We start from the raw sequence: 22,257 nt of genomic DNA, 5'->3' as shown, positions 1-22,257 counted from the left end.
AGTGATCAAGGCGGCTGGTCGCCGGGCATTCCCATGCCTCCCGGCGGCCGCCCCTGTGGCTGTACCTCGCCTTCAACTCCCTTTACCTGGACGGTGAATCCGCCATGTCCGAAAACCCCTCGGCCTCTCCCTCCACCCCTTCCTCCTCCTGGCTGCCGCGCAGTCGGCGTTCCCCCGGCGAAGCGCGCCGGGTCCTCGAAAGGCTGCTCGCCGACACCCCCGGCGGTGAGCGCTTCCTGGACACCGGGCGGCTGTTGGTCACCGAACTCGTGACCAACGCCGTCCTCCACGGCACGCCGATCGGCCGCCGCATCCGCCTGGTGCTCCACGTCGACCGGTGGCGGCTCCGGATCGAGGTGCACGACGCGCGCGGGGAGCGCGGTCCCGTCTTCCGGGCCGCCAGCGGTGAGGACGAGTCGGGGCGCGGCATCCTGTTGGTCAAGTTGCTGGCCCGGCAGTGGGGTTGCTGCCCGCGCGACGGCGTCGGGAAGATCGTCTGGGCCGAGGTCGCCCCCGTGCCCGCCGATCCCGGTGTCGACTCCGCCCCCGGCCCCATCCCCGGCTCCACCCCCATCCCCGGCCCCGGGGAGCGTGCCGCGTGACGGACGGCCGCTCGGTGGCGGCCGGGATCACCGTCCGCCCCCTTCCCGAGGCCCCTGCCGTGCTCCGCTTCTGACCGCTCGGCGGTTCTCCGAGAGGGTGGCTGGAGCCGTCCTCGCTGAACACCCCATCACCATCGCCCCGTTGGCGCTCCCGCCCCGGCTCCCGGACGGCGTGCACCACCTGCGTCTGCGCCGGCCCGGCCGCGGTGCTCCGGCGGGCGATCGCGGGCGATCGGGGGGATCGGGCGGGCGCCGCCCCGCTCCCCGGGCGCCCCCGTCCTGGGATCATGGGCCGATGGAGATCAACAGCCCACGGCAGAACGTCAGTTCCGGCTCCCCGCTCGAACCCCGCATCGGCTTCTCCCGGGCGGTCCGCAAGGGCGCGTACGTCGCCGTCGCCGGTACCGCCCCGATCGGGGACGACGGGGCGACCGTCGGCCCCGGCGACGTCCACGCGCAGACCGTCCGCTGCCTGGACATCGCCGAGGCAGCGCTGGAAGCGGCGGGTGCCTCGCTGGACGACGTCGTGCGGACCCGCGTCATGCTCACGGACGTGACCCGCTGGGAGGAGGCGGCCCGCGCGCACGGCGAGCGGTTCGCCTCGGTCCGCCCGGTGTGCACCTTCGTCGAGGTCTCGCGTTTCATCAACCCCGAGTGGCTCGTCGAGGTGGAGGTCGACGCCGTCCTCGGCTGATGCCTCCCCCAGGGGGCTTCAGGCGCCGACGCCGCTGAACACCGCCGCGTCCTCCGGCACCCCCGAGCGCTCGGTGCCGGAGGCCTCGTCGCGGTACGACCAGCGGAACGGGACTCCGCGCGCGGTCACCGGGTCCGGGCCGTCCATCAGTTGGAAGTGCAGGTGCGGTTCGGAGGAGTTGCCCGAGTTCCCGCACTCGCCGAGCCGCTGCCCCGCCCGCACCCGGTCCCCGACGGCGACCGCGGGCGACCCGCGCCGCAGGTGGGCGAACCCGGCCACCACACCGTCCCCCAGCTCCAGCAGCACGTGGTTGCCCCACAGGTGGCGCGGCCAGCCCAGCCCCCGGAGGAAGCCCTCCAGGTAGAGGAACCCGTAGCCGGGCAGCGAGGTCCGCGACCAGTGGTCGCGCATCCGGCCCTCCACTGCGACCACCACCCCGTCGGCGGGCGCCAGCACCGGGCGGCCGAAGGTCGGGAACTGCTCCGGGCGCCGCCCGAACGGCCAGGCCGTGGCGAACGGCGGCCCCTGGGCCTCGCCGCCGCCCGGCGCGTACACGAGGTCGATGGCGTAGGTCTGCGCGTGGCTGTGCGTGTGGCTGGGCACCTTCGTCGCGGGCCCGTTCAGCGCCGTCCAGCGGCCGGTCACCGGCACGGCCACCGGCACCGGTGCCCGCCCCGGGACGGGGTGCTGGCGGCGGATCAGCAGCCAGTGCAGCAGCCCGCCGAGCGCCAGCAGCGCGACGCCCGCGATCCACAGCGGGCCGGTGCCGGAGCCGTTCGCCAGGACGCAGACCGCACTGGCACCGAAGAGCAGCCCGTGTCGCTTCCAGACGGTCATCAGCATCGGCAGCCCCCGGCGGCGGGTCGGGTGATCGACGCGGACGGCCGCGCGCCCGCATGATCACCGTACCCGGACACCCGCCGTGCACGGACGGCCGAGGGGGCGGGCACGCCCCGGGGCGCCCGGAGGGCCGTCGACTACGCCCGGCGCAGCCCCAACTCGCCCGCGCGCAGCCCGGCCTGGAAGCGCGAGTCGGCCTCCAGCCGGGTCATCAGCTCGGCCACCCGCCGCCGGTAGGTGCGCAGCGAGACGCCGAGCCGTTGGGCCGCCGCCTGGTCGGTGAGCCCCGAGCCGAGGGACCGGAGGATCGTGCGGCCGTCGGCGTCGAGGTGCGGGACGTCGGCGGACAGGTAGGCGTCGAGGTCGGCGGAGCTGTCCCAGAGCGCCTCGAACAGCGAGTGCACGCCGTCGATCAGGGTCTGCGAGGTGGTCACGGTGTACTCGCGGCCGGCGGGCGCCTCCCGGCCGGCCAGGATCATCACCCGCCGGTCGATCAGGATGGTCTCGTGCGGCAGCGGCGAGCCGCTGATCCGGACGAGGGCGCCCGCGCCCTGCACCGCCCGCAGGTGCGCGCGGGCCTCCTCGTCGGCGAGCGCGACCGGGCTGAGCAGCTTGCGGGCGGTGAAGCCGGGCGCGGCCGCCGCCGCCCGCACCCGGCCGCCGATCGCGGCCTTCGCCTCCGGCCCGGACCAGGTGCGGAGGTCCCGTGCCGCGCACAGGAACTCGGTCCGCGCGGACCCGAAGAGATGGCCGGCGCGCGCGGTCAGCTCCGCGTCGCCGTGGACCGAGAACACCCGCTCGTTGCGCATCCGCCCAGTCTGGCAGCAACTGGCCACGACCTCGTGGGAGTTCGCGGCGGTGGACAGCATGGGGCCCATGACGACCAAGACCTTCCCGCTCGGCGGCGACCTCACCGTCAACCGGCTCGGCTTCGGCGCGATGCGCCTGGCCGCGAGCACCTTCGACGGCCCGCCGCGCGACCCCCGGACCGGCGTCGCGGTGCTCCGGCGCGCCGTGGAGCTGGGTGTGAACCACATCGACACGGCCGGCTTCTACAACCGCGGAGCGGTGCGCGCCGACGAACTGATCCGCACGGCACTGACCCCCTACCGGGACGACCTGGTGATCGCGACGAAGGTCGGTCCGCTGCCCGGCCCCGACGGCGTGCCGACCGGCCAGGCGGGGCCCGGGCAGCTGCGCGGCCTGGTGGAGGCGGAGCTGCGGGCCCTCGGGCTGGACCGGCTGGACCTGGTCTACCTGCGGGTGGGCGGGTTGACCGGGCCGGGCGGCGAGTCGATCGCCGAACGGTTCGCGGTGCTCGCCGAGCTCCGCGGGCAGGGGCTGATCCGGCACCTGGGCGTCAGCAACGTGGACGCCGCCCAGCTCGACGAGGCCCGGGCGGTCGCGCCCGTCGCGGCGGTGCAGAACTCGCACGAGCGCGCCGCCGACCTGCTGGCCGTGTGCGAGGCGGCGGGCATCGCGTACGTGCCGTACTTCCCGATCGGCGGGGGCTGGGTCCCGCTCGACCTCGAACGGCACGAGCGGGTCGCGGCGCGGCTGGGGGCGACCGTGACGCAGGTCGTGCTCGCCGCGCTGCTGGCGGCCTCGCCGTCGGTGCTGGCGATCCCGGGCACCGGATCGCTCCGCCACCTGGAGGAGAACGTCGCGGCGGGCGACCTCGTGCTCGGCGCGGAGGACCTGGCCGAGCTGCGGGCCTGACCGGCGGGGTTGCGGCGGCCGGTCCGCGGCGGCGGGGCCGGTGCGGGCAGGCTGCGGCCGGGCGGCCGGGCGGCCGGGCGGCCGGGCGGCCGGGCGGGCCCGCCCGGGCCGACGGCGCCAGGGGTCGAAAGCGCGGCGGAGCGGGGGAGCGGCGGAGGGAGCGGGGCGTCAGGCGAGGTGCCGCAGGTACGCCTCCGGGCGTTCGAGGTAGCGGCGCCAGTGGTCGACGATGGCGAGGTCCTGCCAGCGGGTGGGCCGGATGCCGTGCTCGCCGACCTCCAGGATCGCGGCGTCCGGGGTGGCGGCCAGGATCGGGGAGTGGGTCGCGCAGACGACCTGCGCGCCGGACCGGCCCAGCTCCTGGAGCAGGGCGACCAGCCGCAGGCTGGAGGTGAACGAGAGCGCGGCCTCCGGCTCGTCCAGCACGTAGAGGCCGGGCCCGCGGAACATCGACTCGAACACGGTGAGGAACCCCTCGCCGTGGCTCATCAGGTCGGTGCGCTCCTCCCAGTAGCCGGGCCGGCCCTGCTTCTCGGCCATCATCCGCATCGCCGACTCGGCCCGCAGGAAGAAGCCGCGCCGCCCGGCCCGAGGGCCGGAGGCCATGGCGAGGCCGCGCGGCGTGTACTCCAGGCGCAGCCGCTCGCCGAGGTCGCTCCTCCCGCGCGGCGAGGCGTACCGGGAGCCGCCGCGCCCGCCGTACGAGTCCAGGCCGAAGGCCTCGGCCACCGCCTCGACGACGGTCGACTTGCCGCTGCCGTTCTCGCCGACCAGGAACGTCACCGGTGCCGGCAGGGCGATCCCCGATCCGACGAGGGCGCGGACGCACGGGACCGTCCACGGCCACTCGTCCTGGTCGTCCGCGCTGATCAGCTGCGGGTGGACGCGTATCCGGTCGACGATCACGAGGGCCTCCTGGCGGTGCGCGGCCGCCGTCGGAAGCTCGGCGGCCGTACGTCCGACCTTAGGAGACGGGTACGACGGCCGGGCTCGGGCCGCCGCCCGGCAGTGCGGCGTCACGGGCCATCCGCACGTTCGGCAGCCGCCCCCGCCAGAGCTCCCGCTCCCCGGTGGTCCGGAACCCGTGGCGCCGGTAGAAGCGGATCGCGCGCCGGTTGTAGTCGGTCACCCACAGGTGCACGGGCGAGTCCCCGGCCCACCCGAGGAACTCGTCCATCATCCGGTCGCCGAGTCCCCGCCCCTGCGCCTCGTCCAGCAGGTACATCGGCCCCAGGGTGACCACCTCGTCGCGGCGGCCGCAGAGGAAGCCGACGATCCCGGCCCCGGCGTCGGTCCCCGCCCCCGCCGCCGGGTCCGCCCCGGCCCTCTCCGTGGAGCGGACGACCCGGCAGAAGAGCCGGTCCGGCCGCCGCACCGCCTCCTCGATGAACTCGCGCCACTGCGCGATCCCCTCGGCGGTGGCGGAGGAGCCGCGGTGCTCGCGGATCCAGGCCTCGTCCACCCCCGCCCCCTCGTCCGGGTACGTCTGCAGCCATACCGTCAACTGCAGGGGACCGATCGTTGCGGCGTCGTCGGCGCGGGCGGCTTCGAGTACGTGGGTCACCGGCCCATCATGGACGCCGCGGTCCCGGAACGCCGCCCGGTTTTCGCCGCCCGGCACCGCGCCGCGCCGCTAGGCTCCTGTGCCCATGGACGCACACGGGGGGACCGCGCTGATCACCGTCCCGGCGGGGGAGGTGGTCCTGTCGGACCGCAGGACGCTGCGCAGTTGGCCGGTGCGCATCGCGCCGTACCGGCTGGCGGCGGTGCCGGTCACCAGGGCCGAGTACGCGCGGGTGGCCGGCGCGGCGGGCGGGGGCCGGGAGGCCGACGGGGGCCTCCTGCCCGCGGTCGAGGTGTCCTGGTGGGACGCCGTCCGGTACTGCAACGCGCGGTCGGCGCTGGAGGGGCTGGCGCCCGCGTACCGGATCGGCGGCGGCCCGGCGGAGGACTGCGACGGCGGCGGGGGTGGCGGCGACGGCGACGGCGGGGCGGACGGCCGCGGGCCGGCGATCGGCTGGGACACCGCCGCCGACGGGTACCGGCTGCCGACCGAGGCCGAGTGGGAGCACGCCTGCCGCGCCGGCACGACCGGGCCGAGGTACGGGCTGCTGGACGAGATCGCCTGGCACCGGGGCAACTCGGGGGAGCGGGCCCACGAGGTGGGCGGCCGGCGGCCCAATCCGTGGGGGTTCCACGACCTGCTCGGCAACGTGTGGGAGTGGTGCTGGGACCAGTACGACCCGGCCGTCTACGGCAGTTACCGGGTGCTGCGCGGCGGGGGATGGTTCGACGAGCACTGGAGCTGCCGGGCCTCGGTGCGGCGCCGCAGCCACCCGACGCTGCGGCTCGACGACGTCGGGTTCCGGGTCGCCCGCTCCGGCCCCGGCTGACGGTCAGGTGCGGCCCGGGTGGCCACGGGCAGCCTCTGGAGACCCGGGCGGCGTCAGGAGAGCTGGAAGTACAGCGGTTCCAGCCGGCCCTCCCCGCCGACCGTGATCGGCTTGGGCCGCAGGGCGAGCGGCTCGAACGGGGCACGGCCGACGAAGCGGCCGGTGCCGGGGAGTTGGAGCAGGTGGTGGCCCGGACCGTCGACGCCGTCGACGGAGACCGGATCGCCGTCCTCGCCGATCCGGAGCAGCGTCCAGCGGGAGTCGGGGGCGTCGGCGGGCGCGAGGACGGCGTGGGTGAGGCGCTCGCCCTCGGGACCGGCCGCGAGGGCCAGCCCGGACTCCCGCTCGACCACCCGGACCCTGCCGTCGCCGGCCGGCTCGACGCTGAACCGGGCGGCCGGGTGGGTCGGGGCGGGGAGCGCGAAGAGCGTGCCCCCGATCACGCCCACGAACGAGCCGCGCGAGCGGATGCGCAGGGTCTGTCCGGTGGTGTCGCTCATGATGCCTCCGGGAAGCAGGAGCGGGACGGACTACGCGGGCGGTGCGGAGTCCGCGGACCGCGCGGGGCGGCGCGGGTTCATCCTGGCCCCGACTGCCCCGAGGAGGCGGCGAATTGCACCGCCGTCACCCGAACGGGTGGACCGTCGGGCGGGCTGGTCCCGCAGCGCCTCCGCGGGCAGCCCCGCCGCCGCGAGGCGGGCGCGCAGCGCGGCCTCCTGCCCGGGCGTGACGGTCACGTGGAACGCCCGGCCGGTGTCACCCGCACCGTAGACGAGCACACCGCCCCGCCACGCCTCCGCCCCGATCGTGTGCGGGGCGAGCGCCAGCAGCACCGCGAACTGCGCGTCGTCGCGGAGGTCGATCTCGATGCCCATGCCCGGGTCGGAGCGCCGGGTCCGGGTGCCGCCGGCGAGTGCGGCGCGGGCCAGGGCGAGGGCCTGCCCGTACGCGGGCAGCACCTCGTCCGGCCACGGGTCGTCGCTGTACGCGTCCACCCAGGCCCGGTCGACGGCCGACCGCAGGGCGCGCAGGGCCTCGCGGTGCACGGCGGCCGTGACGGCCGGGTCGAGGCCGTCGGCGAGGAAGAGGGTGGTGGGCTCGTCGGGGGCGGGCATGGGCGGCTTCCTCACGTGTGGGCGGGGCGGTAGGCGGGTCGGAGGCGGGTCGGACCGTCTGGGCGTGCGGGGCGCTTCCCGGGCGGCTCTCAGTCGACGAAGTCCCGGTCGGCCGGCTCCGGGCCGGTGGCGGGGTCGCGGGTGAGGAGGTAGCGGGCGCCCGGGCCGGCGGCGGCCGCGCGGTCGCCGGCGTTGTAGAGGGAGCAGCGGGTGAGCGAGAGGCAGCCGCAGCCGATGCAGCCGGTGAGCTTGGCCTTCAGGCGTTCGAGTTCGGCGATCTGCTCGTCGATCCGGCTCTGCCAGGACTGGGCGACGCCGTCCCACTCGGCGCCGCTGGGGGCGCGGCGCTCGGGGAGGCGGTCGAGGGCGACCTTGGCCTCGTCGAGGGAGAGGCCGACCCGTTGGGCGGCGCGGACGAAGGCGACCCGGCGCAGGGTGCCGCGGGCGTAGCGGCGCTGGTTGCCGGTGGTCCGGGTGGCGTGGATGAGCCCCATCCGCTCGTAGTAGCGCAGGGCGGAGGTGGCGAGGCCGCTGCGTTCGGCGAGCTGGCCGATGGTGAGGAGGTCGTGGCGGCTCGGGGGGGTCGCGGTCATGGGCGTTACTGTAGCGGCTTGACTTCAAGTCGACTTCAAGTTGCAGCATCGTGGACATGACGACGAGCACGAAGAGCGCCACGAGCACGACGAGCACGACGAACACGGTGGTCGCGACGGACGCCGCGAGCACCCCCGCCGCCACCGCCGGGTTCGCGGACCTGTCGGGCCTGATGGCCCTGATGACCGGCGACGAGAAGCACGGACCGGCCGCCACCTCCACGCTGGACGCCCTCTGGGTGCTCTACGACCGGGTGCTGAGGGTCTCCCCGGCCACCGCCGAGGACCAGGACCGGGACCGGTTCCTGCTCTCCAAGGGCCACGGCCCGATGGCGTACTACGCGGTGCTCGCCGCCAAGGGGTTCATCGCCCCGGAGCTGCTGTCGAGCTTCGGCGCGTACGACTCGCCGCTCGGCCACCACCCGGACCGGATGCTGATCCCCGGGGTGGAGATCAGCTCCGGGTCGCTCGGCCACGGGCTGCCGCTGGGGGTCGGCACGGCCCTCGGGCTGCGCGCCCAGGGACTCGCCGACCCGGCGGTCTGGGTGCTGATCGGGGACGCCGAGTTCGACGAGGGCTCCAACCACGAGGCGGTGGCCTTCGCCGGCGCCTACGGACTGGACCGGCTGCACGTCCTGGTGATCGACAACTCCTCGGCCACCCACGGCTGGCAGGGCGGCATCGCGGCCCGGTTCGCCGCCGAGGGCTGGTCGGCCGAGACGGTGGACGGCCGCGACCACGAGGCGCTGCACGCGGCGTTCACCGCCGCACACCCGGGCCGGCCGCGGGTCGTGGTGGCCCGGGTGGAGCCGAAGAACTCCTGACCCGCCGCAGCGCCCACACCACCGCAGCGCCCGCACCACCGCAGCGCCCGCGCCACCGCAGCGCCCGCACCACCCACCGCCCCGACCGCCCCGAACCGTAAGGAACCCCCACCGATGGACACCATGCGCGAGCGCTTCATCGACCTCACCACCCGCCTGCTGGAGGACGACCCGCGGCTGGCCGTCGTACTGGCCGACATCAGCGCCGCCGGCTTCACCCGCGCCGCCGAGCGCCACCCCGACCGGGTGATCAACGTCGGCATCCGGGAGCAGCTGCTGATCGGCGCGGCCGGCGGCCTGGCGCTCGCCGGGATGCGGCCGATCGCCCACACCTTCGCCAGCTTCCTGGTGGAGCGCCCCTTCGAGCAGGTGAAGCTGGACCTGGTGCACCAGGGGGTCGGCGCCGTCCTGGTGAGCGCGGCCGGCTCGTACGACTGGCCGGCCGGCGGGCGGACCCACATGTCGCCGGGCGACGTCGCCCTGCTGGACACCCTGCCGGACTGGACGGTCCACGTGCCCGGCCACCCGGACGAGGCGGAGCAGCTGCTGCGCCACGCGGTGTCGGACGGCGACCGCAACGTCTACGTCCGGCTGTCGGAGCACCGCAACGAGCACGCGCTGCGGATCGAGCCGGGCCGCTTCACCACCGTGCGCCGGGGCGCCAAGGGCGTGGTGGTCGCGGTCGGCCCGATGCTGGACGCGGTGCTGGCGGCCACCTCCGGCATGGACGTCACCGTGCTGTACGCGGCGACCGTGCGGCCGTTCGACGCGGCCGGGCTGCGGGCCGCCACCGACCGGAGCGCGGACGTGGTGCTGGTCGAGCCCTACCTGGCCGGGACCTCGGCCAACGCGGCGCACGACGCGCTCGCCGACCGCCCGCACCGGGTGCTGGCCCTCGGCGTGCCGCGCGAGGAGCACCGGCAGTACGGTTCGATCCCCGAGCACCTGGCGGCCTACGGCCTGGACGCGGCCTCGCTGCGGGACCGGATCGGCACCTTCCTCTGGTGACCCGCCGCCGGGGCGCACCGCCCCCGCCCGGTGGCGCCCGCACCACCGGGGCCGGCCGCCGACGGAGTCAGCGGGCGGGCGGGAGGGCGTCCAGGGCGGCCTGCCACGGGAAGGCGTGCAGGTGGGAGCCGCCCGGCGGCCGCGGGGTGAATCCGCCCTCGCCGAGGAGCAGGGTGACCCCGGCCTCGCGCAGGGTCCGCACGCTGCGGGGTACGGCGGGGTGGGCGGCCTGGGCCGCGTTGAAGTGCGGCAGTGCCACGATCGGGATCTCCAGGCCGAGGGCCTCGGTGATCAGGCCGAGCGCGAGGGTGTCGCCGATCCCGGCGGCCCACTTGTTCAGCGTGTTGCAGGTCAGCGGGGCGACCAGGAGGGCGTCCGGCGGCGGCAGCACGTCCGGCGCGCCGGGGAGCCCGTACTCCCACCGGACCGGGTACCCGGTCATCCGTTCCAGCAGGGGGAGTCCGGACGGGGCGCCGAGGTCCGCGAGCGCCCAGCGGTGTGCGGTCGGGGTGAGGATCACGCACACCTGCCAGCCGATCCGCAGGGCCTCCCGGACCGGGGTCTTCAGCTGGCGGGCGGGCGGGGCCGCGCAGGCGACCAGGTACAGCGTCCGGGGTGTCGTCACGTGGGCAGTCCACATGCCCCGGCCCGCGATCGCAAGGGCCGTCGACGGACGGGGCTCGGGCCGGTGGCGGGCCGCCGCGGCGGGGTCAGGTGCGGACGATCGCCACCGAGTCGGGTTCCAGGGTCAGTTCGCCGTCCGTCAGCAGGTACCCGCCGAAGCCGGCCACCACCTCGGCCGCGGTCGCCGCTCCGGCACCGCCTACAGTCCCCGCGCCGTCCGTCCCCGTGCCCGCCGTCCCCGCGCCGTCCGTCCCCTCGCCGGGGCCGAGCGGCACCGTGACGGGCGCCGTGCCGAGGTTGACCGCCGTCCGGTACGGCCCCCGGTGCACCACCAGCCACCCCGCCGCCCCGTCGAACTCGGCGCGGACGGCCGCCAGATCGGGATCGGACAGCTCCGGCCGCTCCCGGCGCAGCCGGATCAGGGTCCGGTACCAGGCGAGCAGTCCGGCGTGCGGCGCGCGGCGCGGCTCGGTCCAGTCGAGGACGGAGCGCAGCACGGTCGCCGGCTCCTGCGGGTCCGGCACGGCGTCCGCCGCCCAGCCGTGCTCGGCGAACTCCCTTCGCCGGCCCCGGCGGACGGCCTCGGCGAGGTTCGGGTCGGTGTGGTCGGTGAAGTACTGCCACGGGGTGGTGGCGCCCCACTCCTCGCCCATGAACAGCATCGGGGTGAACGGCGAGGTGAGCACCAGCGCGGCGCCGCAGGCGAGCCGGCCGGGGGAGAGGGCGGCGGAGAGCCGGTCGCCGAGCGCCCGGTTGCCGACCTGGTCGTGGGTCTGGAGGTAGCCGAGCAGGCGGTGTCCGTGGGCGGGCGGGAACGGCCGGCCGTGGTGGCGGCCGCGGAACGAGGACCAGGTGCCGTCGTGGAAGTAGCCGCGGGTGAGGGTCCGGGCGACCGCAGCCAGCGGGGCGGCCGCGAAGTCGCCGTAGTAGCCCTGGGATTCGCCGGTCAGGGCGCAGTGCAGGGCGTGGTGGAAGTCGTCGCTCCACTGGGCGGCGAGGCCCAGGCCGCCGGCCTCGCGCGGGGCGGTCGTGCGCGGGTCGTTGAGGTCGGACTCGGCGATCAGGAACAGCGGCCGGTTGCCGGCCACCGCCAACCTGTCGACCTCGGTGGCGAGTTCCTCCAGGAAGTGGACGGCCCGGTCGTCGGCGAGGGCGTGCACGGCGTCCAGCCGCAGGCCGTCGATCCGGTAGTCGCGCAGCCAGGAGAGCGCGCTGCCGATCAGGTAGGCGCGCACCTCGTCGGATCCGGGCGCGTCCAGGTTGACCGCCGCGCCCCACGGGGTGTGGTGCCGGTCGGTGAAGTACGGGCCGTACGCCGGAAGGTAGTTGCCGGACGGGCCGAGGTGGTTGTGCACCACGTCGAGGATGACGCCGAGGCCCTTGCGGTGGGCGGCGTCGACGAACCGCTTCAGGCCCTCGGGGCCGCCGTAGGGCTCGTGCACGGCCCAGAGCGAGACGCCGTCGTACCCCCAGCCGTGCTTGCCGGGGAACGGGCAGACCGGCATCAGCTCCACGAAGTCGACGCCCAGTTCGACCAGGTGGTCGAGGTGTCGTGCGGCGGCGTCGAAGGTGCCGGCGGCGGTGAAGGTGCCGACGTGCAGCTCGTACAGCACCGCGCCGGGCAGCGGGCGGCCGTGCCCGTCGGTCTGCGACCAGCGGAACCCGGCGTGGTCGACGGCCCGGCTGGGGCCGTCCGGGCCGTGCGGCTGGTGGGGCGAGCGCGGGTCGGGCAGCGGGCGGCCGCCGTCGAGGACGAACGCGTAGTCCCCGGCGGGTGCTTCGCCGTGCCACCAGCCGGGGCGGGCGGCGTCGCGGGCCAGCGGGTGGCGGCCGCCGTCGACCGCCACCTCGACCCGTTCGGTGGCGGCCGGGGCCCAGACCTCGTAGTGGGCCGGGGCGCGGTGCACCGCTCCGGAGCCGGTCACGGCGCCTCCCGGGAGCCGGTCGTGCTGGGGGCGTCCGGCCTCATGCGGTGTTCCTCCTGGTCAGCAGGGCCACCGGGTACGCCGCCAGCAGGTCGGCCACCGGGACGGGGCCGGGCGGGAAGTGGCGCTCGGTGAGCTCGTCCGTCCACCGGCCGCCGTCCGCGCGCCCGCCGTCCGCGCGCCCGCCGTCCGCGTGCCCGTCGTCCGCGCGCCCGCCGCCGTCCGGCAGGCCGGGCGGTCCGGGCAGGTGCAGCTCGGTGGTGCCCCAGCCGCCCGCCCGGTCGAGCCCGTACGGCAGCCGGGTGACCACGCTGACCACGTCCGCGCCGCGCGCGAAGGCGAGCAGGTGACCGGCGGCGGGGCCGACCGCCGTCAGCGGCCGGTGGGCGCCGAGCGTCCTGGTCCTCCGCAGGTGCAGGGCGGTGGTGGTGAGGTGCAGCTTCTCCCGGGCCAGGTCGCCGGGCCGGGCGGCGGGCGAGTCGGTGAGCCGGACGGCGAGCCGGCCGAGGTCGACGACGCCCCGGTTGTCCGGGTCGACCAGCGTGTACAGCGGCTCCTCGCTGCCCTGGTAGAGGTCGGGCACGCCGGGCACGGTGAGGTGCAGCAGCGCGGCGGCGAGCGTGTTGGACCGCGCGTACGGGGCGAGGGCGCGCACCTGGCCCTCGATCCGGGGCAGCAGTCCGGCGTTGCCGAAGACGGCGCGGGCGCGGTCGGCGAGGTCGCGCTCGAAGCGGTCGTCGGGCGCGGTCCAGGAGGTGCGGACCTTGGCCTCCCGGGCGGCCTTGAGCACGGCGGTGACCAGCCGGTCCGGGGTGACCGGCCAGGCGGCGACGAGGGTCTGCCAGAGCAGCCAGTCGCCGTCCCGGTCGCCGCCGGGGCCGGCCGCCGTGGACCAGGCGTCGGCCTCGGCCGCCCAGGCCTCCGGCTGTTCGGCGAGGACGGCGAGCCGGGCGCGGGCGTCGGCGCTGCGCTTGGTGTCGTGCGTGGAGAGCACGGTCATGGTGTGCGGCCAGTGCCGTTCGACGTAGTGGCACCAGGCGTGGAAGTCCTCCGGCCGCAGGCCCGGCCGGGACGGCTCGCCGCCGACCTCGTTGAGGCCGAGCAGCGCGTTCCACCGGTAGAAGGCGGTGTCCTCGACGCCCTTGGCGGCCACGGCGGCGGCGGTCTGCGCGAACCGGACGGCGAACTCGTCCTGCTCGGGGCCGCGCCCCAGCCGGCCCGCCGCGAGGTCGGCGACCAGCCGGTCGGTGGGGTCCGCCGAGCCGTCGAGCGCCTCGTCCAGCTGTTCCGCCGACACGGCGGGCAGCGGCTCGCCGGGGCGGACGTACGGGCGGTAGGCGGGGAAGCCGGTGAGCAGCCGCTGCAGTGCGGCCCGCAGCCGCCAGGGCGGGTGGTCGGCGTACGCGGGGTCGGCGGCGCCGAGCCGGACGGCGAGCCGGACCAGCCGCTCGACCTCGGCGGCCAGCTCGCCCTGCGGCCCGGTCATGTCGGAGCGGCCGCGCCGCGCGGCGGCGAGCGCCGGGTGCGGGTCGGCGCACGGCTCGCCGGCCGGTTCGGCACCGCGGAGGAACGCCTCGTACGCCCCGGCCAGCCGGCAGGCGCCCGCGTGGTCGGTGAGCACGCCGTCGATCCGGCGCAGCGCGTCGTACCCGGTGGTGCCGGCGCACGGCCAGTCGTCGGGCAGCCGCTCGTCCCCGGTGAGGATCTTCTCCACCACCGTGTACGCCCCGCCGGTGGCCGCGGCCAGCCGCTCCAGGTAGCCGCGCGGGTCGGCGAGGCCGTCCGGGTGGTCGATCCGGAAGCCGTCCAGGACCCCCTCCCGGTGCAGCCGCAGCAGCACGGCGTGCGTCGCCTCGAACACCTCGGGCTCCTCGACCCGGACGGCGATCAGCTCGTTGACGGTGAAGAACCGCCGGTAGTTGAGCTCGGTGCGGGCCAGCCGCCACCACGCGAGCCGGTACCACTGCCGGGCGAGCAGCTCGGGCAGCGGCAGGTGGGCGGTGCCGGGGCGCAGCGGGAGGGCGTGGTCGTGGTAGCGGAGGGTGTCGCCGTCGACGGTCAGCCGGTCGAGGACGGCGCCGAGCCGGTCGCCGAGCAGCGGCAGCAGCACCCGTCCGCGTCCGGGTGCGTCCGGCGGGCCCGGCTGGGCGGTCCAGTCGATGTCGAACCAGCGCGCGTACGGCGAGTCGGGGCCGTCCCGCAGGACGTGCCAGAGCGGCCGGTTGAGCTGCTCGGGGGTGGGGACGGCCATGTGGTTGGGCACCACGTCGGCGATCAGCCGCAGGCCGTGCCGGTGTGCCTCGGCGGCCAGCGCGCGGAGCGCGTCCTCGCCGCCGAGCTGCTCGCTGATCCGGCCGTGGTCGACGGTGTCGTAGCCGTGGGTGGAGCCGGGCACGGCCTCCAGCAGCGGGGACAGGTGCAGGTGGGAGACGCCGAGGGCGGCCAGGTAGGGGACGGCGGCGGTGGCGTCGTGCAGGGTGAAGCCGGGCTGGAGCTGGAGGCGGTAGCTGGCGGTGGGCACCGGCGGCGGTGCGGGTGCCGGTTCGGGCGGCGACGGGACGACGGCCGGGCGGGGCTGCGCGGGCTCGGCGGCGTTGGTCATGTGTCCATGCCTACCCGGCCCGGCGGGGGTGCAAGACCCGTTGCTGACCCGAACAGGTGAGCGGGGCGGTGGTGCGCCGCGCTGCGCGGGGCCGTGGCGGGGGGCGACGAGGGCGGTGATGCGGGCGGTGAGGCGGTCGTCGGCGGGGGCGGTGGGACCGGTGGGGCGGGAGGCCCCACCAGCCCCACCAGCCCCAGCGGCCACGCCGGGACCCGCCGGAGCCCCACGGGCCCCGGCGGGCGCGAGGCCTCCGGGAGTCTCAGGCGGGCCGCTGCAGCACCATCAGCGAGCGGTCGGTGAGCCAGAGGGTGTCCCCGGCCTTGACCCGGGACCCGGCCCCCGGCGCGGGCAGCCGGGGCTGCGCGGTGTCCACCACCACCTGCCACGCCTGCCCGTGCCCGGCCGGCACGGTGAACTCCAGCGGTTCGAAGTGCGCGTTGAACAGCAGCAGGAAGGAGTCGTCGACGATCCGCCCGCCGCGCCGGTCCGGCTCCGAGATGGCGTAGCCGTTGAGGAACACGGTGAGCGACTTGGCGTAGCTGGCGCCCCAGTTGCGCTTGGTCATCTCCTCCCCGCTGGGCGTGAACCAGGCGATGTCGGTGAGGTCCTCGTAGCCCCCGGCGCCGTCCCCGGTGGTGCGGCCGGAGACCGCGGGGCCGGAGACGGGCCGGCCGTGGAAGAAGCGGCGCCGCCGGAAGACCGGGTGGTCGCGGCGGAGCCAGACCATGCCCTGGGTGAACTCCAGCAGCCGGGCGTTCGGCCCGTCCCCCTCCGGCCAGTGCACCCAGGACAGTTCGTTGTCCTGGCAGTAGGTGTTGTTGTTGCCCAGCTGGGTGCGGCCGAACTCGTCGCCGTGCGAGAGCATCGGCACGCCCTGGGAGAGCATCAGGGTGGCGAGGAAGTTGCGCTGCTGGCGGGCCCGCAGCTCCTCGACCGCCGGGTCGTCGGTGGGACCCTCGGTGCCGCAGTTCCAGGAGCGGTTGAAGGACTCGCCGTCCCGGTTGCCCTCGCCGTTGGCGTCGTTGCGCTTCTCGTTGTAGGAGACCAGGTCGCGCAGGGTGAAGCCGTCGTGGCAGGTGACGAAGTTGATCGAGGCGATCGGGCGGCGGCCGTCGTCCTGGTAGAGGTCGGAGGAGCCGGTGAGCCGGGAGCCGAACTCGGCGAGGGTGGCGTTCTCGCCGCGCCACAGGTCGCGCACGGTGTCCCGGTACATGCCGTTCCACTCGGTCCACAGCGGGGGGAAGTTGCCGACCTGGTAGCCGCCCTCGCCGAGGTCCCAGGGCTCGGCGATCAGCTTGGCCTGGGAGACCACCGGGTCCTGCTGGACGAGGTCGAAGAACGAGGAGAGCCGGTCGACCTCGTGGAACTGCCGGGCCAGGGTGGCGGCGAGGTCGAAGCGGAAGCCGTCGACGTGCATCTCGGTGACCCAGTAGCGCAGCGAGTCCATGATCAGCTGGAGCACGTGCGGGCTGCGCATCAGCAGGCTGTTGCCGGTGCCGGTGGTGTCCTCGTAGAACCGCTGGTCCTGTGCCAGCCGGTAGTAGGAGGCGTTGTCCAGGCCGCGCATCGACAGCGTCGGGCCGAGGTGGTTGCCCTCGGCGGTGTGGTTGTAGACCACGTCGAGGATGACCTCGATGCCGGCCGCGTGCAGGGCCTTCACCATCGACTTGAACTCCTGCACCTGCTGGCCGCGGTCGCCGGTGGAGGAGTAGGAGGAGTGCGGCGCGAAGAAGCCGATCGTGTTGTAGCCCCAGTAGTTGGCGAGGCCGAGGTCGCGCAGCCGGTGGTCGCGGACGAACTGGTGCACCGGCATCAGCTCGATCGCGGTGACGCCGAGCTTGGCCAGGTGCTCGATCACCGCCGGGTGGGCGACGCCCGCGTAGGTGCCGCGGATCTCCTCCGGGATGCCGGGGTGGAGCCGGGTGAGGCCCTTCACGTGGGCCTCGTACAGGACGGTGCGGTGGTAGTCGGTGCGCGGCGGCCGGTCGGTGCCCCAGTCGAAGTACGGGTTGATCACCACGGAGTGCATGGTGTGCGGGGCCGAGTCGAGGTCGTTGCGGCGCTCGGGGGCGCCGAAGTGGTAGCCGTAGACGGACTCGTCCCAGTCGATGTGCCCGCTCATCGCCTTGGCGTACGGGTCCAGCAGCAGTTTCGCGCTGTTGTGCCGCTGGCCGAGGCCGGGGTTGTACGGGCCGTGGACGCGGAAGCCGTACCGCTGGCCGGGCTGGACGCCCGGGAGGTAGGCGTGCCGGACGAAGGCGTCGGTCTCGCGCAGTTCGACGGAGGTCTCCGAACCGTCCTCGCCGAGCAGGCAGAGCTCGATCCGGTCGGCGCTCTCCGAGAAGACCGCGAAGTTGGTGCCGGCCCCGTCGTAGGTGGCACCGAGGGGGTATGGCTTCCCTGGCCAGACCTGCATGGCTCCTCAACTTCCTTGCATAGAAGGAGAACTGACAGTCAGTCCGATGGTCGGGCCGGACCCCGACGCTCTCTTCCCGGCCGGGCGGCCGGGCATGTGCGACGGTCGCGTGCCGTGACGTACGGCACAGTCCGCATACTCCCCGACGCGTCCCCCGCGGGCGGGGCCATTTGTGCCGGATTCGCCCGAACGGGTGTCCGCCCGGGTGCCCGGGGCCCCTTCGGCGCTTCCCCGGCACGCCCCCGGGTGCCTCCCCGGGCTCGTCGCGGGGGCACCGCGGGGCCGCCGTGGTCGCGGCCGGATCCCCGCGGCGCCGTCGCGGTGTCGTCGCGGTGTCGTCCGCGGGCCGTCCCGGCGGCGCCCGGGGGCTTCCGGGCGGGCGGGGCAGGTGAGACGGTTGGGGCGGGAGGGGGCCGGTGGCCGCCGTGGCGGAACCGGCTGCGGGCGGTTCGCGGCGGGCAGTACCCTTGATCGTCCGGCCGCCCCGCACACGTGGCGAAGCATCAGAAGGCCCGGCGGTGAGCCGTTCCGGACGAGACGGGCGGACGGCACACGGACAGCATCCAGACAGCAGCACAGCCGGCCGGCGTACGGCAACCCGTACGGCGGGCCGGGCGGCTCCGAGCAGGAACCAGGTGAGGTGGCGCATGGTGTTCCCCGCCGGCGGACGTGGCGGTGGGCCCGGCGGCCCCGACCGGGGCGGCGCCCGCAGCGAGGCGCCGACGGTCGTCATGCGCCCCGCCCTGACCGGCCGGGCGGTCGTGCCCGCCCAGGGCGGGCCGGTCGAGGTCCCCGCGCTCGCGTGGTCCGGTGCCGAGTGGGACGACGCCTACCAGCGGGTCCGGCTCTCCGGCCGCGCCTACGTCTGGCTCAACCTGGTCGAGCAGCGGCTCCGCTCGCTCGTCGACGAGGTGCTCCACCCGATCTACGCGCCCGCCCACGGCGAGGACTGGGTCACCGCCGCCGCCGGACCGGCCGGCGAGGAGTGGGCGCACCGGGCCGGCGCCGTCCGCGAGGTCAGCCGCCGCAAGGGCTACCTGCTCGACCCGGCCGACGACGACCCGCTGGTCTTCCTCACCCTGCCGCAGCTGCGCGAGCTGATGGTCCAGCACTGGCCGTGCTTCGAGCCCTACCTGGCGGACCGCCGGGAGATAGAGCTGGCCCTGGACGAACTGGAGGTCGCCCGGCACGTCGTCTCCCGCAACCGGGTCCTCACCGGCACCGTCCTCGCCCAGACCGAGCGCGCCGCCGCCCGGCTGCTCGCCCTGCTCGACGGCGGGTCCGGCGGCGTCCCCGCCGACGTCGTCGAGTCCCTGGTCGCCGGCCGGTACGCGGACGTCGTCGCCGTCCACCCTGACCGGGTCCGGCTCCAGCGCGACCTGCCCGTCGAGGACCTGCTCGACGGCGCCCGGCGGCTCGACGCGCTCGGCATCGGCCTCGGCATGCTCTGCCAGAACTACACCGGCAAGCGGCTTGTCCGGCTCGCTACCGACGGCTGCCGGGTGCGACTGCTCTTCCTCAACCCGGCCAGCAGCGCCGTCCGCCGCCGCGAACGCGAACTCGGCCTCGGACGGGGCGAACTCGCCCGCTCGATCCAGATGAACATCCTGCACGTCCGCCGGGTCCGCGCCCGGCTGCGCGACCAGGGCGGGTTCGAGATCCGGGTCTTCGACGAGACCCCCCGGTTCACCGCCTACCTGGTCGAGGGCTCGGCGGGGGACGGCCGGCTCGGCGCCGGCGGCCGCCGCCAGAGCCGGGACCTCGGCGTGGTCCAGCCCTACCTGCGGCGCGCCCGCGGCATGGAGTCGCCCGCGCTGGTGCTGCGCGGCGGCGCGGGGCAGCAGCCGGGCGGCACGGACGCCGGGCTGCTGGAGGTCTACCGCGAGGAGTTCGAGGGCATCTGGGCGGACTCCCGGCCGGTCTCCTGACGCGCTCCGCCGGGCGGGGGAGGCGGTCCCTCCCCGCGGTGGACGTCCGGGGTCGGGCCGGGCGGGATCGTGGGGGAACCGGGCCACGACCGGCCCGGCCGCCGAGGAACCCCGTGGACCAGGCCGGCCGCGACGCCCGGGTGCGTGCCCCACACGGCGGAGGACGGGGCGCGTCGCGGACCCGGGCTGATCCACGAGGCACGTCCCGGGGCGTCTTTGCAAAGTCCAGGACGACTTTGCAAAGACATCCTGGGCACCGGTGGGTGCCGGTGGGCGCGGCTCGGGTCGGCGGGGTGCGGGTCGACGGGGGCGCGGGTCGGCGGGGCGCGGCCGACCCGGGTGCCCGTCCGCCGAGGAAGCCCGTCCGGACGGCTTCCTAGGCCGGACGGATGGCGACCGGCCGGTAATCGGCCGATGGACGGTCAGCCGGGGTGCACGAGCGGGGGCGGGCCGGGCCGGGGCTTGCTAGCGTCGATTCCATGATCAGCAGGCCGGTTCCGGGCCTGCCGCACGTTCCCCCCCGGCAGCCGCGAGGCCCCTTCGGCGTGCCCGCAGCCTCCTGCCGACGATCCGGAAGGCCCGCCGTTGACCAGTCAGCCCACGACCGACCCGGGCGCCCCCGCCGCCTCCCGCCGCAGCTTCGTCCGCACCGCCCTCGGCGCCGGCGCCGCCGGGGCGCTCACCCTCGGGGCGGCCGCCCCCGCCCGGTCGGCCACCGGCCCCGCGGCCGGTGCCCCGACCGCCGACACCGGGCCGAGGGCGGCCACCGGCCGGATCCCGTTCCACGGCGACCACCAGGCGGGCATCCTCAACCCGCCGCCCGGCTACGGCACCTTCCTCGCCTTCGACGTGAACGTCGCCGACCGCAGGGCCCTGGAGGCGCTGCTGCGCACCCTCACCGACCGGATCCGCTTCCTCACCGACGGGGGCACCCCGCCCGACACCGGCGCCGACGCCCCGCCCGCCGACAGCGGCACCCTCGGGCCCGCCGCCCTGCCCACCGACGACCTCACCGTCACCGTCGCCGTCGGCGCCTCCCTCTTCGACGCCCGCTACGGCCTCGCCGGTGCCCGCCCCCGGAAGCTCACCGCGATGCGGACCTTCCCCAACGACGCGCTGCGCCCCGCCGAGTGCCACGGCGACGTCTCCCTCCAGGTCTGCGCCACCAGCCGGGACACCGTCGAGCACGCCGTGCGGGACCTGCTCCGTGCGGGCCGTGGCGCGCTCCGGCCGCGCTGGCAGCTGGACGGCTTCCAGAACCGCGCCCGCCCCACCGGCGCCGCCCGCAACTCGCTCGGCTTCAAGGACGGCATCGAGAACCCCGACACCGGGTCGGCCCAGGACATGGACGGGCTGGTCTGGGTCGGCGCGGACACCGGCGAGCCGGCCTGGGCGGTCGGCGGCAGCTACCAGGTGGTCCGGGCCGTCCGCACCCTGACCGGGCCCTGGGACGAGGTGCCGCTGAAGGACCAGGAGCGGATGATCGGCCGCCGCAAGTCCGACGGCGCCCCGCTCGGCCGGACCAAGGAGAGCGACAAGCCGGACTACGGCCAGGACCCGAAGGGCGACGTGACCGCCCTCGACGCGCACATCCGGCTCGCCAACCCGCGCACCGCCGCGAGCCGCGACAGCCGCATCCTGCGCCGCGCCTTCAACTACGACCGCGGCCTCGACGCGGACGGCGTGCCCGAGCTCGGCCTGGTGTTCTGCTGCTACCAGCAGGACGTGGTCCGCCAGTTCGAGGCGGTCCAGAACCGGCTCGCCGACGAGCCCCTGGCCCGCTTCCTCCGCCCCACCGGAGGCGGCTACTTCTACGTCCTGCCCGGCGTCCGGGACGCCTCCGACTGGCTCGGCCGGACCCTGCTCGGAGCGGCCTGACCGCCGCTCCCGCCCGCCCCACCGGCCGGATTGTCGGAGGGGCGGGCGATGATAGGGGCTGTTTCGACCAGCAGGACGGAAGGACACACCCCTATGAGCTGGTGGCAGCAGCCACTGGTCGGCTTCGACCTGGAGACCACGGGCACCGACCCGGCCGTGGACCGCATCGTCACGGCCGCCCTCGTGGACACCGTCGGGGCCCGCCGGCTGAGCGCCACCGGATGGCTGCTCGACCCGGGCATCCCGATCCCCGCCGAGGCCGAGGCGATCCACGGCATCGGCGACGACCTCGCCCGCGCGAAGGGCCGCCCGGCCAAGGAGGCGGTGGACGAGATAGCCACCGCCCTCTGCGAGCGGCTCGCCGCCGGCCGGCCGGTGGTCGCCTTCAACGCTCCCTTCGACCTCTCGCTGCTCGACGCCGAGCTGCACCGGCACGGCCTGCCGCCGCTCGCCGAGCGCCTGGGCGGGCCGGTCGGACCGGTCCTCGACGCCCTGGTCATCGACCGGGCCGTGGACAAGTACCGCAAGGGCTCCCGGACGCTCCAGCGGGTCTGCGAGGTGTACGGCGTCGAGCTGACCGACGCCCACGAGGCGGGCAGCGACGCGCTCGCCGCCGTCCTGGTGGCCGTCGCCATCGGCGAGCGCTACCCCGCCGAGGCCGGCAGCGTCCCGCCCGCCGAACTCCACACCCGGCAGATCGCCTGGCACCGCGCCTGGGCCGAGGACCTCCAGGCCTGGCTGCGCCGCGGCAAGGATCCGCAGGCCGTCATCGACCCCCGCTGGCCGCTGCGCTGAGGCCCCTGCGCTGACGGCACCCGCGCGGAGGCCCCTGCGCTGTGAATCCGGCGCCGGGGCCGCTGTGCCGCCCCGGTACGGGCAGGGGCCGGGGGACTGGCCCGCGCCCGTGGCCGCCTGTCCTCGTGTCGCGGGTGCGGCCGTCGAGGGCGGACGGCGGGGCCGTGCGTCCGGCCCGCCGGAGGGGAGCGGCACCACCGGCGGGGGTACGGGCAGGGGCCGGGGGACCGACCCGCGCCTGCGGCGCCCGTCCCCCGCACCGCACCCGCGGCCACCGGTGCGGCTGAGGGTGCGGCTGTCG

20 protein-coding genes are annotated in these 22,257 nt (G+C 75.9%); 9 read left to right on the top strand and 11 right to left on the bottom strand.

The genetic code is table 11. The annotated features are described in order from the left end of the window. The first annotated feature begins 104 nt into the window (after positions 1 to 104). Positions 105 to 602, top strand: a complete 498-nt coding sequence (locus OG550_RS09465; RefSeq protein ID WP_327676241.1) for an ATP-binding protein — start codon at positions 105 to 107, stop codon at positions 600 to 602. A gap of 295 nt (positions 603 to 897) precedes the next feature. Further along, entirely contained in the window at positions 898 to 1,296 is a 399-nt protein-coding gene (locus tag OG550_RS09460) for a RidA family protein (protein WP_327676240.1), read from the top strand. 18 nt (positions 1,297 to 1,314) lie between these two features. Here the strand turns inward: OG550_RS09460 and OG550_RS09455 are convergent, their stop codons facing one another. Both OG550_RS09455 and OG550_RS09450 read right to left on the bottom strand, forming a co-directional pair. Beyond that, positions 1,315 to 2,139, bottom strand: coding sequence for a M23 family metallopeptidase (locus tag OG550_RS09455; RefSeq protein WP_327676239.1), 825 nt, complete (start codon positions 2,137 to 2,139; stop codon positions 1,315 to 1,317). A gap of 134 nt (positions 2,140 to 2,273) precedes the next feature. Further along, complete coding sequence (locus OG550_RS09450; protein WP_327683764.1) at positions 2,274 to 2,945, bottom strand: DNA-binding response regulator; 672 nt, start codon at positions 2,943 to 2,945, stop codon at positions 2,274 to 2,276. Between the two features lie 67 nt (positions 2,946 to 3,012). Here OG550_RS09450 and OG550_RS09445 point away from each other — a divergent pair, with 67 nt between their 5' ends. Beyond that, positions 3,013 to 3,855 (top strand): aldo/keto reductase, encoded by an 843-nt coding sequence (locus OG550_RS09445; protein ID WP_327676238.1) that lies wholly within the window; start codon positions 3,013 to 3,015, stop codon positions 3,853 to 3,855. A gap of 168 nt (positions 3,856 to 4,023) precedes the next feature. Here OG550_RS09445 and OG550_RS09440 read toward each other — a convergent pair whose 3' ends face one another. Beyond that, entirely contained in the window at positions 4,024 to 4,761 is a 738-nt protein-coding gene (locus OG550_RS09440) for an AAA family ATPase (protein WP_327676237.1), read from the bottom strand. A gap of 58 nt (positions 4,762 to 4,819) precedes the next feature. Next, entirely contained in the window at positions 4,820 to 5,419 is a 600-nt protein-coding gene (locus OG550_RS09435; RefSeq protein WP_327676236.1) for a GNAT family N-acetyltransferase, read from the bottom strand. Between the two features lie 85 nt (positions 5,420 to 5,504). Here OG550_RS09435 and OG550_RS09430 point away from each other — a divergent pair, with 85 nt between their 5' ends. Then, positions 5,505 to 6,248 (top strand): formylglycine-generating enzyme family protein, encoded by a 744-nt coding sequence (locus OG550_RS09430; protein ID WP_327676235.1) that lies wholly within the window; start codon positions 5,505 to 5,507, stop codon positions 6,246 to 6,248. A 53-nt stretch (positions 6,249 to 6,301) separates the two neighbouring features. Here the strand turns inward: OG550_RS09430 and OG550_RS09425 are convergent, their stop codons facing one another. From OG550_RS09425 to soxR, 3 genes are all read right to left on the bottom strand, one after another. Further along, complete coding sequence (locus tag OG550_RS09425) at positions 6,302 to 6,748, bottom strand: hypothetical protein (protein WP_327676234.1); 447 nt, start codon at positions 6,746 to 6,748, stop codon at positions 6,302 to 6,304. Between the two features lie 30 nt (positions 6,749 to 6,778). Continuing rightward, positions 6,779 to 7,363 (bottom strand): hypothetical protein, encoded by a 585-nt coding sequence (locus OG550_RS09420; protein ID WP_327676233.1) that lies wholly within the window; start codon positions 7,361 to 7,363, stop codon positions 6,779 to 6,781. 89 nt (positions 7,364 to 7,452) lie between these two features. Continuing rightward, positions 7,453 to 7,956, bottom strand: a complete 504-nt coding sequence (gene soxR, locus OG550_RS09415; protein ID WP_327676232.1) for a redox-sensitive transcriptional activator SoxR — start codon at positions 7,954 to 7,956, stop codon at positions 7,453 to 7,455. 173 nt (positions 7,957 to 8,129) lie between these two features. On the opposite strand from soxR, the gene OG550_RS09410 reads away from it, so the two are divergent. Together OG550_RS09410 and OG550_RS09405 are read left to right on the top strand one after the other, a co-directional pair. Continuing rightward, positions 8,130 to 8,780 (top strand): transketolase, encoded by a 651-nt coding sequence (locus tag OG550_RS09410; protein WP_327683762.1) that lies wholly within the window; start codon positions 8,130 to 8,132, stop codon positions 8,778 to 8,780. A 114-nt stretch (positions 8,781 to 8,894) separates the two neighbouring features. Next, complete coding sequence (locus tag OG550_RS09405; RefSeq protein ID WP_327676231.1) at positions 8,895 to 9,788, top strand: transketolase family protein; 894 nt, start codon at positions 8,895 to 8,897, stop codon at positions 9,786 to 9,788. Positions 9,789 to 9,855: 67 nt separating this feature from the next. Here OG550_RS09405 and OG550_RS09400 read toward each other — a convergent pair whose 3' ends face one another. The 4 genes from OG550_RS09400 to glgX all read right to left on the bottom strand — a co-directional run bounded on the left by OG550_RS09400 (position 9,856) and on the right by glgX (position 17,355). Continuing rightward, positions 9,856 to 10,413, bottom strand: a complete 558-nt coding sequence (locus OG550_RS09400) for a flavoprotein (RefSeq protein ID WP_327676230.1) — start codon at positions 10,411 to 10,413, stop codon at positions 9,856 to 9,858. An 85-nt stretch (positions 10,414 to 10,498) separates the two neighbouring features. After that, entirely contained in the window at positions 10,499 to 12,337 is a 1,839-nt protein-coding gene (gene treZ / locus OG550_RS09395) for a malto-oligosyltrehalose trehalohydrolase (RefSeq protein WP_327676229.1), read from the bottom strand. Between the two features lie 40 nt (positions 12,338 to 12,377). Further along, the gene (gene treY, locus OG550_RS09390; protein ID WP_327676228.1) at positions 12,378 to 14,939 is read right to left on the bottom strand and encodes a malto-oligosyltrehalose synthase; all 2,562 of its coding nucleotides are present in this window, start codon (positions 14,937 to 14,939) and stop codon (positions 12,378 to 12,380) included. Between the two features lie 259 nt (positions 14,940 to 15,198). After that, complete coding sequence (gene glgX / locus OG550_RS09385; protein WP_327676227.1) at positions 15,199 to 17,355, bottom strand: glycogen debranching protein GlgX; 2,157 nt, start codon at positions 17,353 to 17,355, stop codon at positions 15,199 to 15,201. A gap of 647 nt (positions 17,356 to 18,002) precedes the next feature. Here glgX and OG550_RS09380 point away from each other — a divergent pair. The 3 genes from OG550_RS09380 to OG550_RS09370 all read left to right on the top strand — a co-directional run bounded on the left by OG550_RS09380 (position 18,003) and on the right by OG550_RS09370 (position 21,956). Further along, a complete protein-coding gene (locus tag OG550_RS09380) occupies positions 18,003 to 19,283 on the top strand; it encodes an SAV2148 family HEPN domain-containing protein (RefSeq protein WP_442905965.1) in 1,281 nt (426 codons plus the stop codon). A 585-nt stretch (positions 19,284 to 19,868) separates the two neighbouring features. Then, positions 19,869 to 21,161 carry an iron uptake transporter deferrochelatase/peroxidase subunit gene (gene efeB / locus OG550_RS09375; protein WP_327676226.1) on the top strand — a complete coding sequence of 431 codons (1,293 nt, stop codon included), beginning with the start codon at positions 19,869 to 19,871 and terminating at the stop codon, positions 21,159 to 21,161. 93 nt (positions 21,162 to 21,254) lie between these two features. Then, positions 21,255 to 21,956: an exonuclease domain-containing protein gene (locus tag OG550_RS09370; protein ID WP_327676225.1), complete on the top strand. Its 702-nt coding sequence runs from the start codon at positions 21,255 to 21,257 to the stop codon at positions 21,954 to 21,956. The last annotated feature ends 301 nt before the right edge of the window (positions 21,957 to 22,257 follow it).

It is taken from the genome of Kitasatospora sp. NBC_00458 (assembly GCF_036013975.1).
In the GTDB taxonomy this organism is placed as follows: Bacteria; Actinomycetota; Actinomycetes; order Streptomycetales; family Streptomycetaceae; genus Kitasatospora.
This window is presented reverse-complemented; position numbering and strand designations above follow the sequence as displayed.

What these genes read in the sequence shown, in the direction of transcription:
- soxR (WP_327676232.1), bottom strand. Translation starts at nt 7,956, where the DNA reads ATGACCGCGACCCCCCCGAGCCGCCACGACCTCCTCACCATCGGCCAG.
- OG550_RS09425 (WP_327676234.1), bottom strand. Translation starts at nt 6,748, where the DNA reads ATGAGCGACACCACCGGACAGACCCTGCGCATCCGCTCGCGCGGCTCG.
- OG550_RS09455 (WP_327676239.1), bottom strand. Translation starts at nt 2,139, where the DNA reads ATGCTGATGACCGTCTGGAAGCGACACGGGCTGCTCTTCGGTGCCAGT.
- OG550_RS09370 (WP_327676225.1), top strand. Translation starts at nt 21,255, where the DNA reads ATGAGCTGGTGGCAGCAGCCACTGGTCGGCTTCGACCTGGAGACCACG.
- OG550_RS09450 (WP_327683764.1), bottom strand. Translation starts at nt 2,945, where the DNA reads ATGCGCAACGAGCGGGTGTTCTCGGTCCACGGCGACGCGGAGCTGACC.
- OG550_RS09380 (WP_442905965.1), top strand. Translation starts at nt 18,003, where the DNA reads ATGGTGTTCCCCGCCGGCGGACGTGGCGGTGGGCCCGGCGGCCCCGAC.
- treY (WP_327676228.1), bottom strand. Translation starts at nt 14,939, where the DNA reads ATGACCAACGCCGCCGAGCCCGCGCAGCCCCGCCCGGCCGTCGTCCCG.
- OG550_RS09460 (WP_327676240.1), top strand. Translation starts at nt 898, where the DNA reads ATGGAGATCAACAGCCCACGGCAGAACGTCAGTTCCGGCTCCCCGCTC.
- OG550_RS09405 (WP_327676231.1), top strand. Translation starts at nt 8,895, where the DNA reads ATGGACACCATGCGCGAGCGCTTCATCGACCTCACCACCCGCCTGCTG.
- OG550_RS09430 (WP_327676235.1), top strand. Translation starts at nt 5,505, where the DNA reads ATGGACGCACACGGGGGGACCGCGCTGATCACCGTCCCGGCGGGGGAG.
- OG550_RS09465 (WP_327676241.1), top strand. Translation starts at nt 105, where the DNA reads ATGTCCGAAAACCCCTCGGCCTCTCCCTCCACCCCTTCCTCCTCCTGG.
- OG550_RS09410 (WP_327683762.1), top strand. Translation starts at nt 8,130, where the DNA reads ATGGCCCTGATGACCGGCGACGAGAAGCACGGACCGGCCGCCACCTCC.
- glgX (WP_327676227.1), bottom strand. Translation starts at nt 17,355, where the DNA reads ATGCAGGTCTGGCCAGGGAAGCCATACCCCCTCGGTGCCACCTACGAC.
- OG550_RS09445 (WP_327676238.1), top strand. Translation starts at nt 3,013, where the DNA reads ATGACGACCAAGACCTTCCCGCTCGGCGGCGACCTCACCGTCAACCGG.
- OG550_RS09420 (WP_327676233.1), bottom strand. Translation starts at nt 7,363, where the DNA reads ATGCCCGCCCCCGACGAGCCCACCACCCTCTTCCTCGCCGACGGCCTC.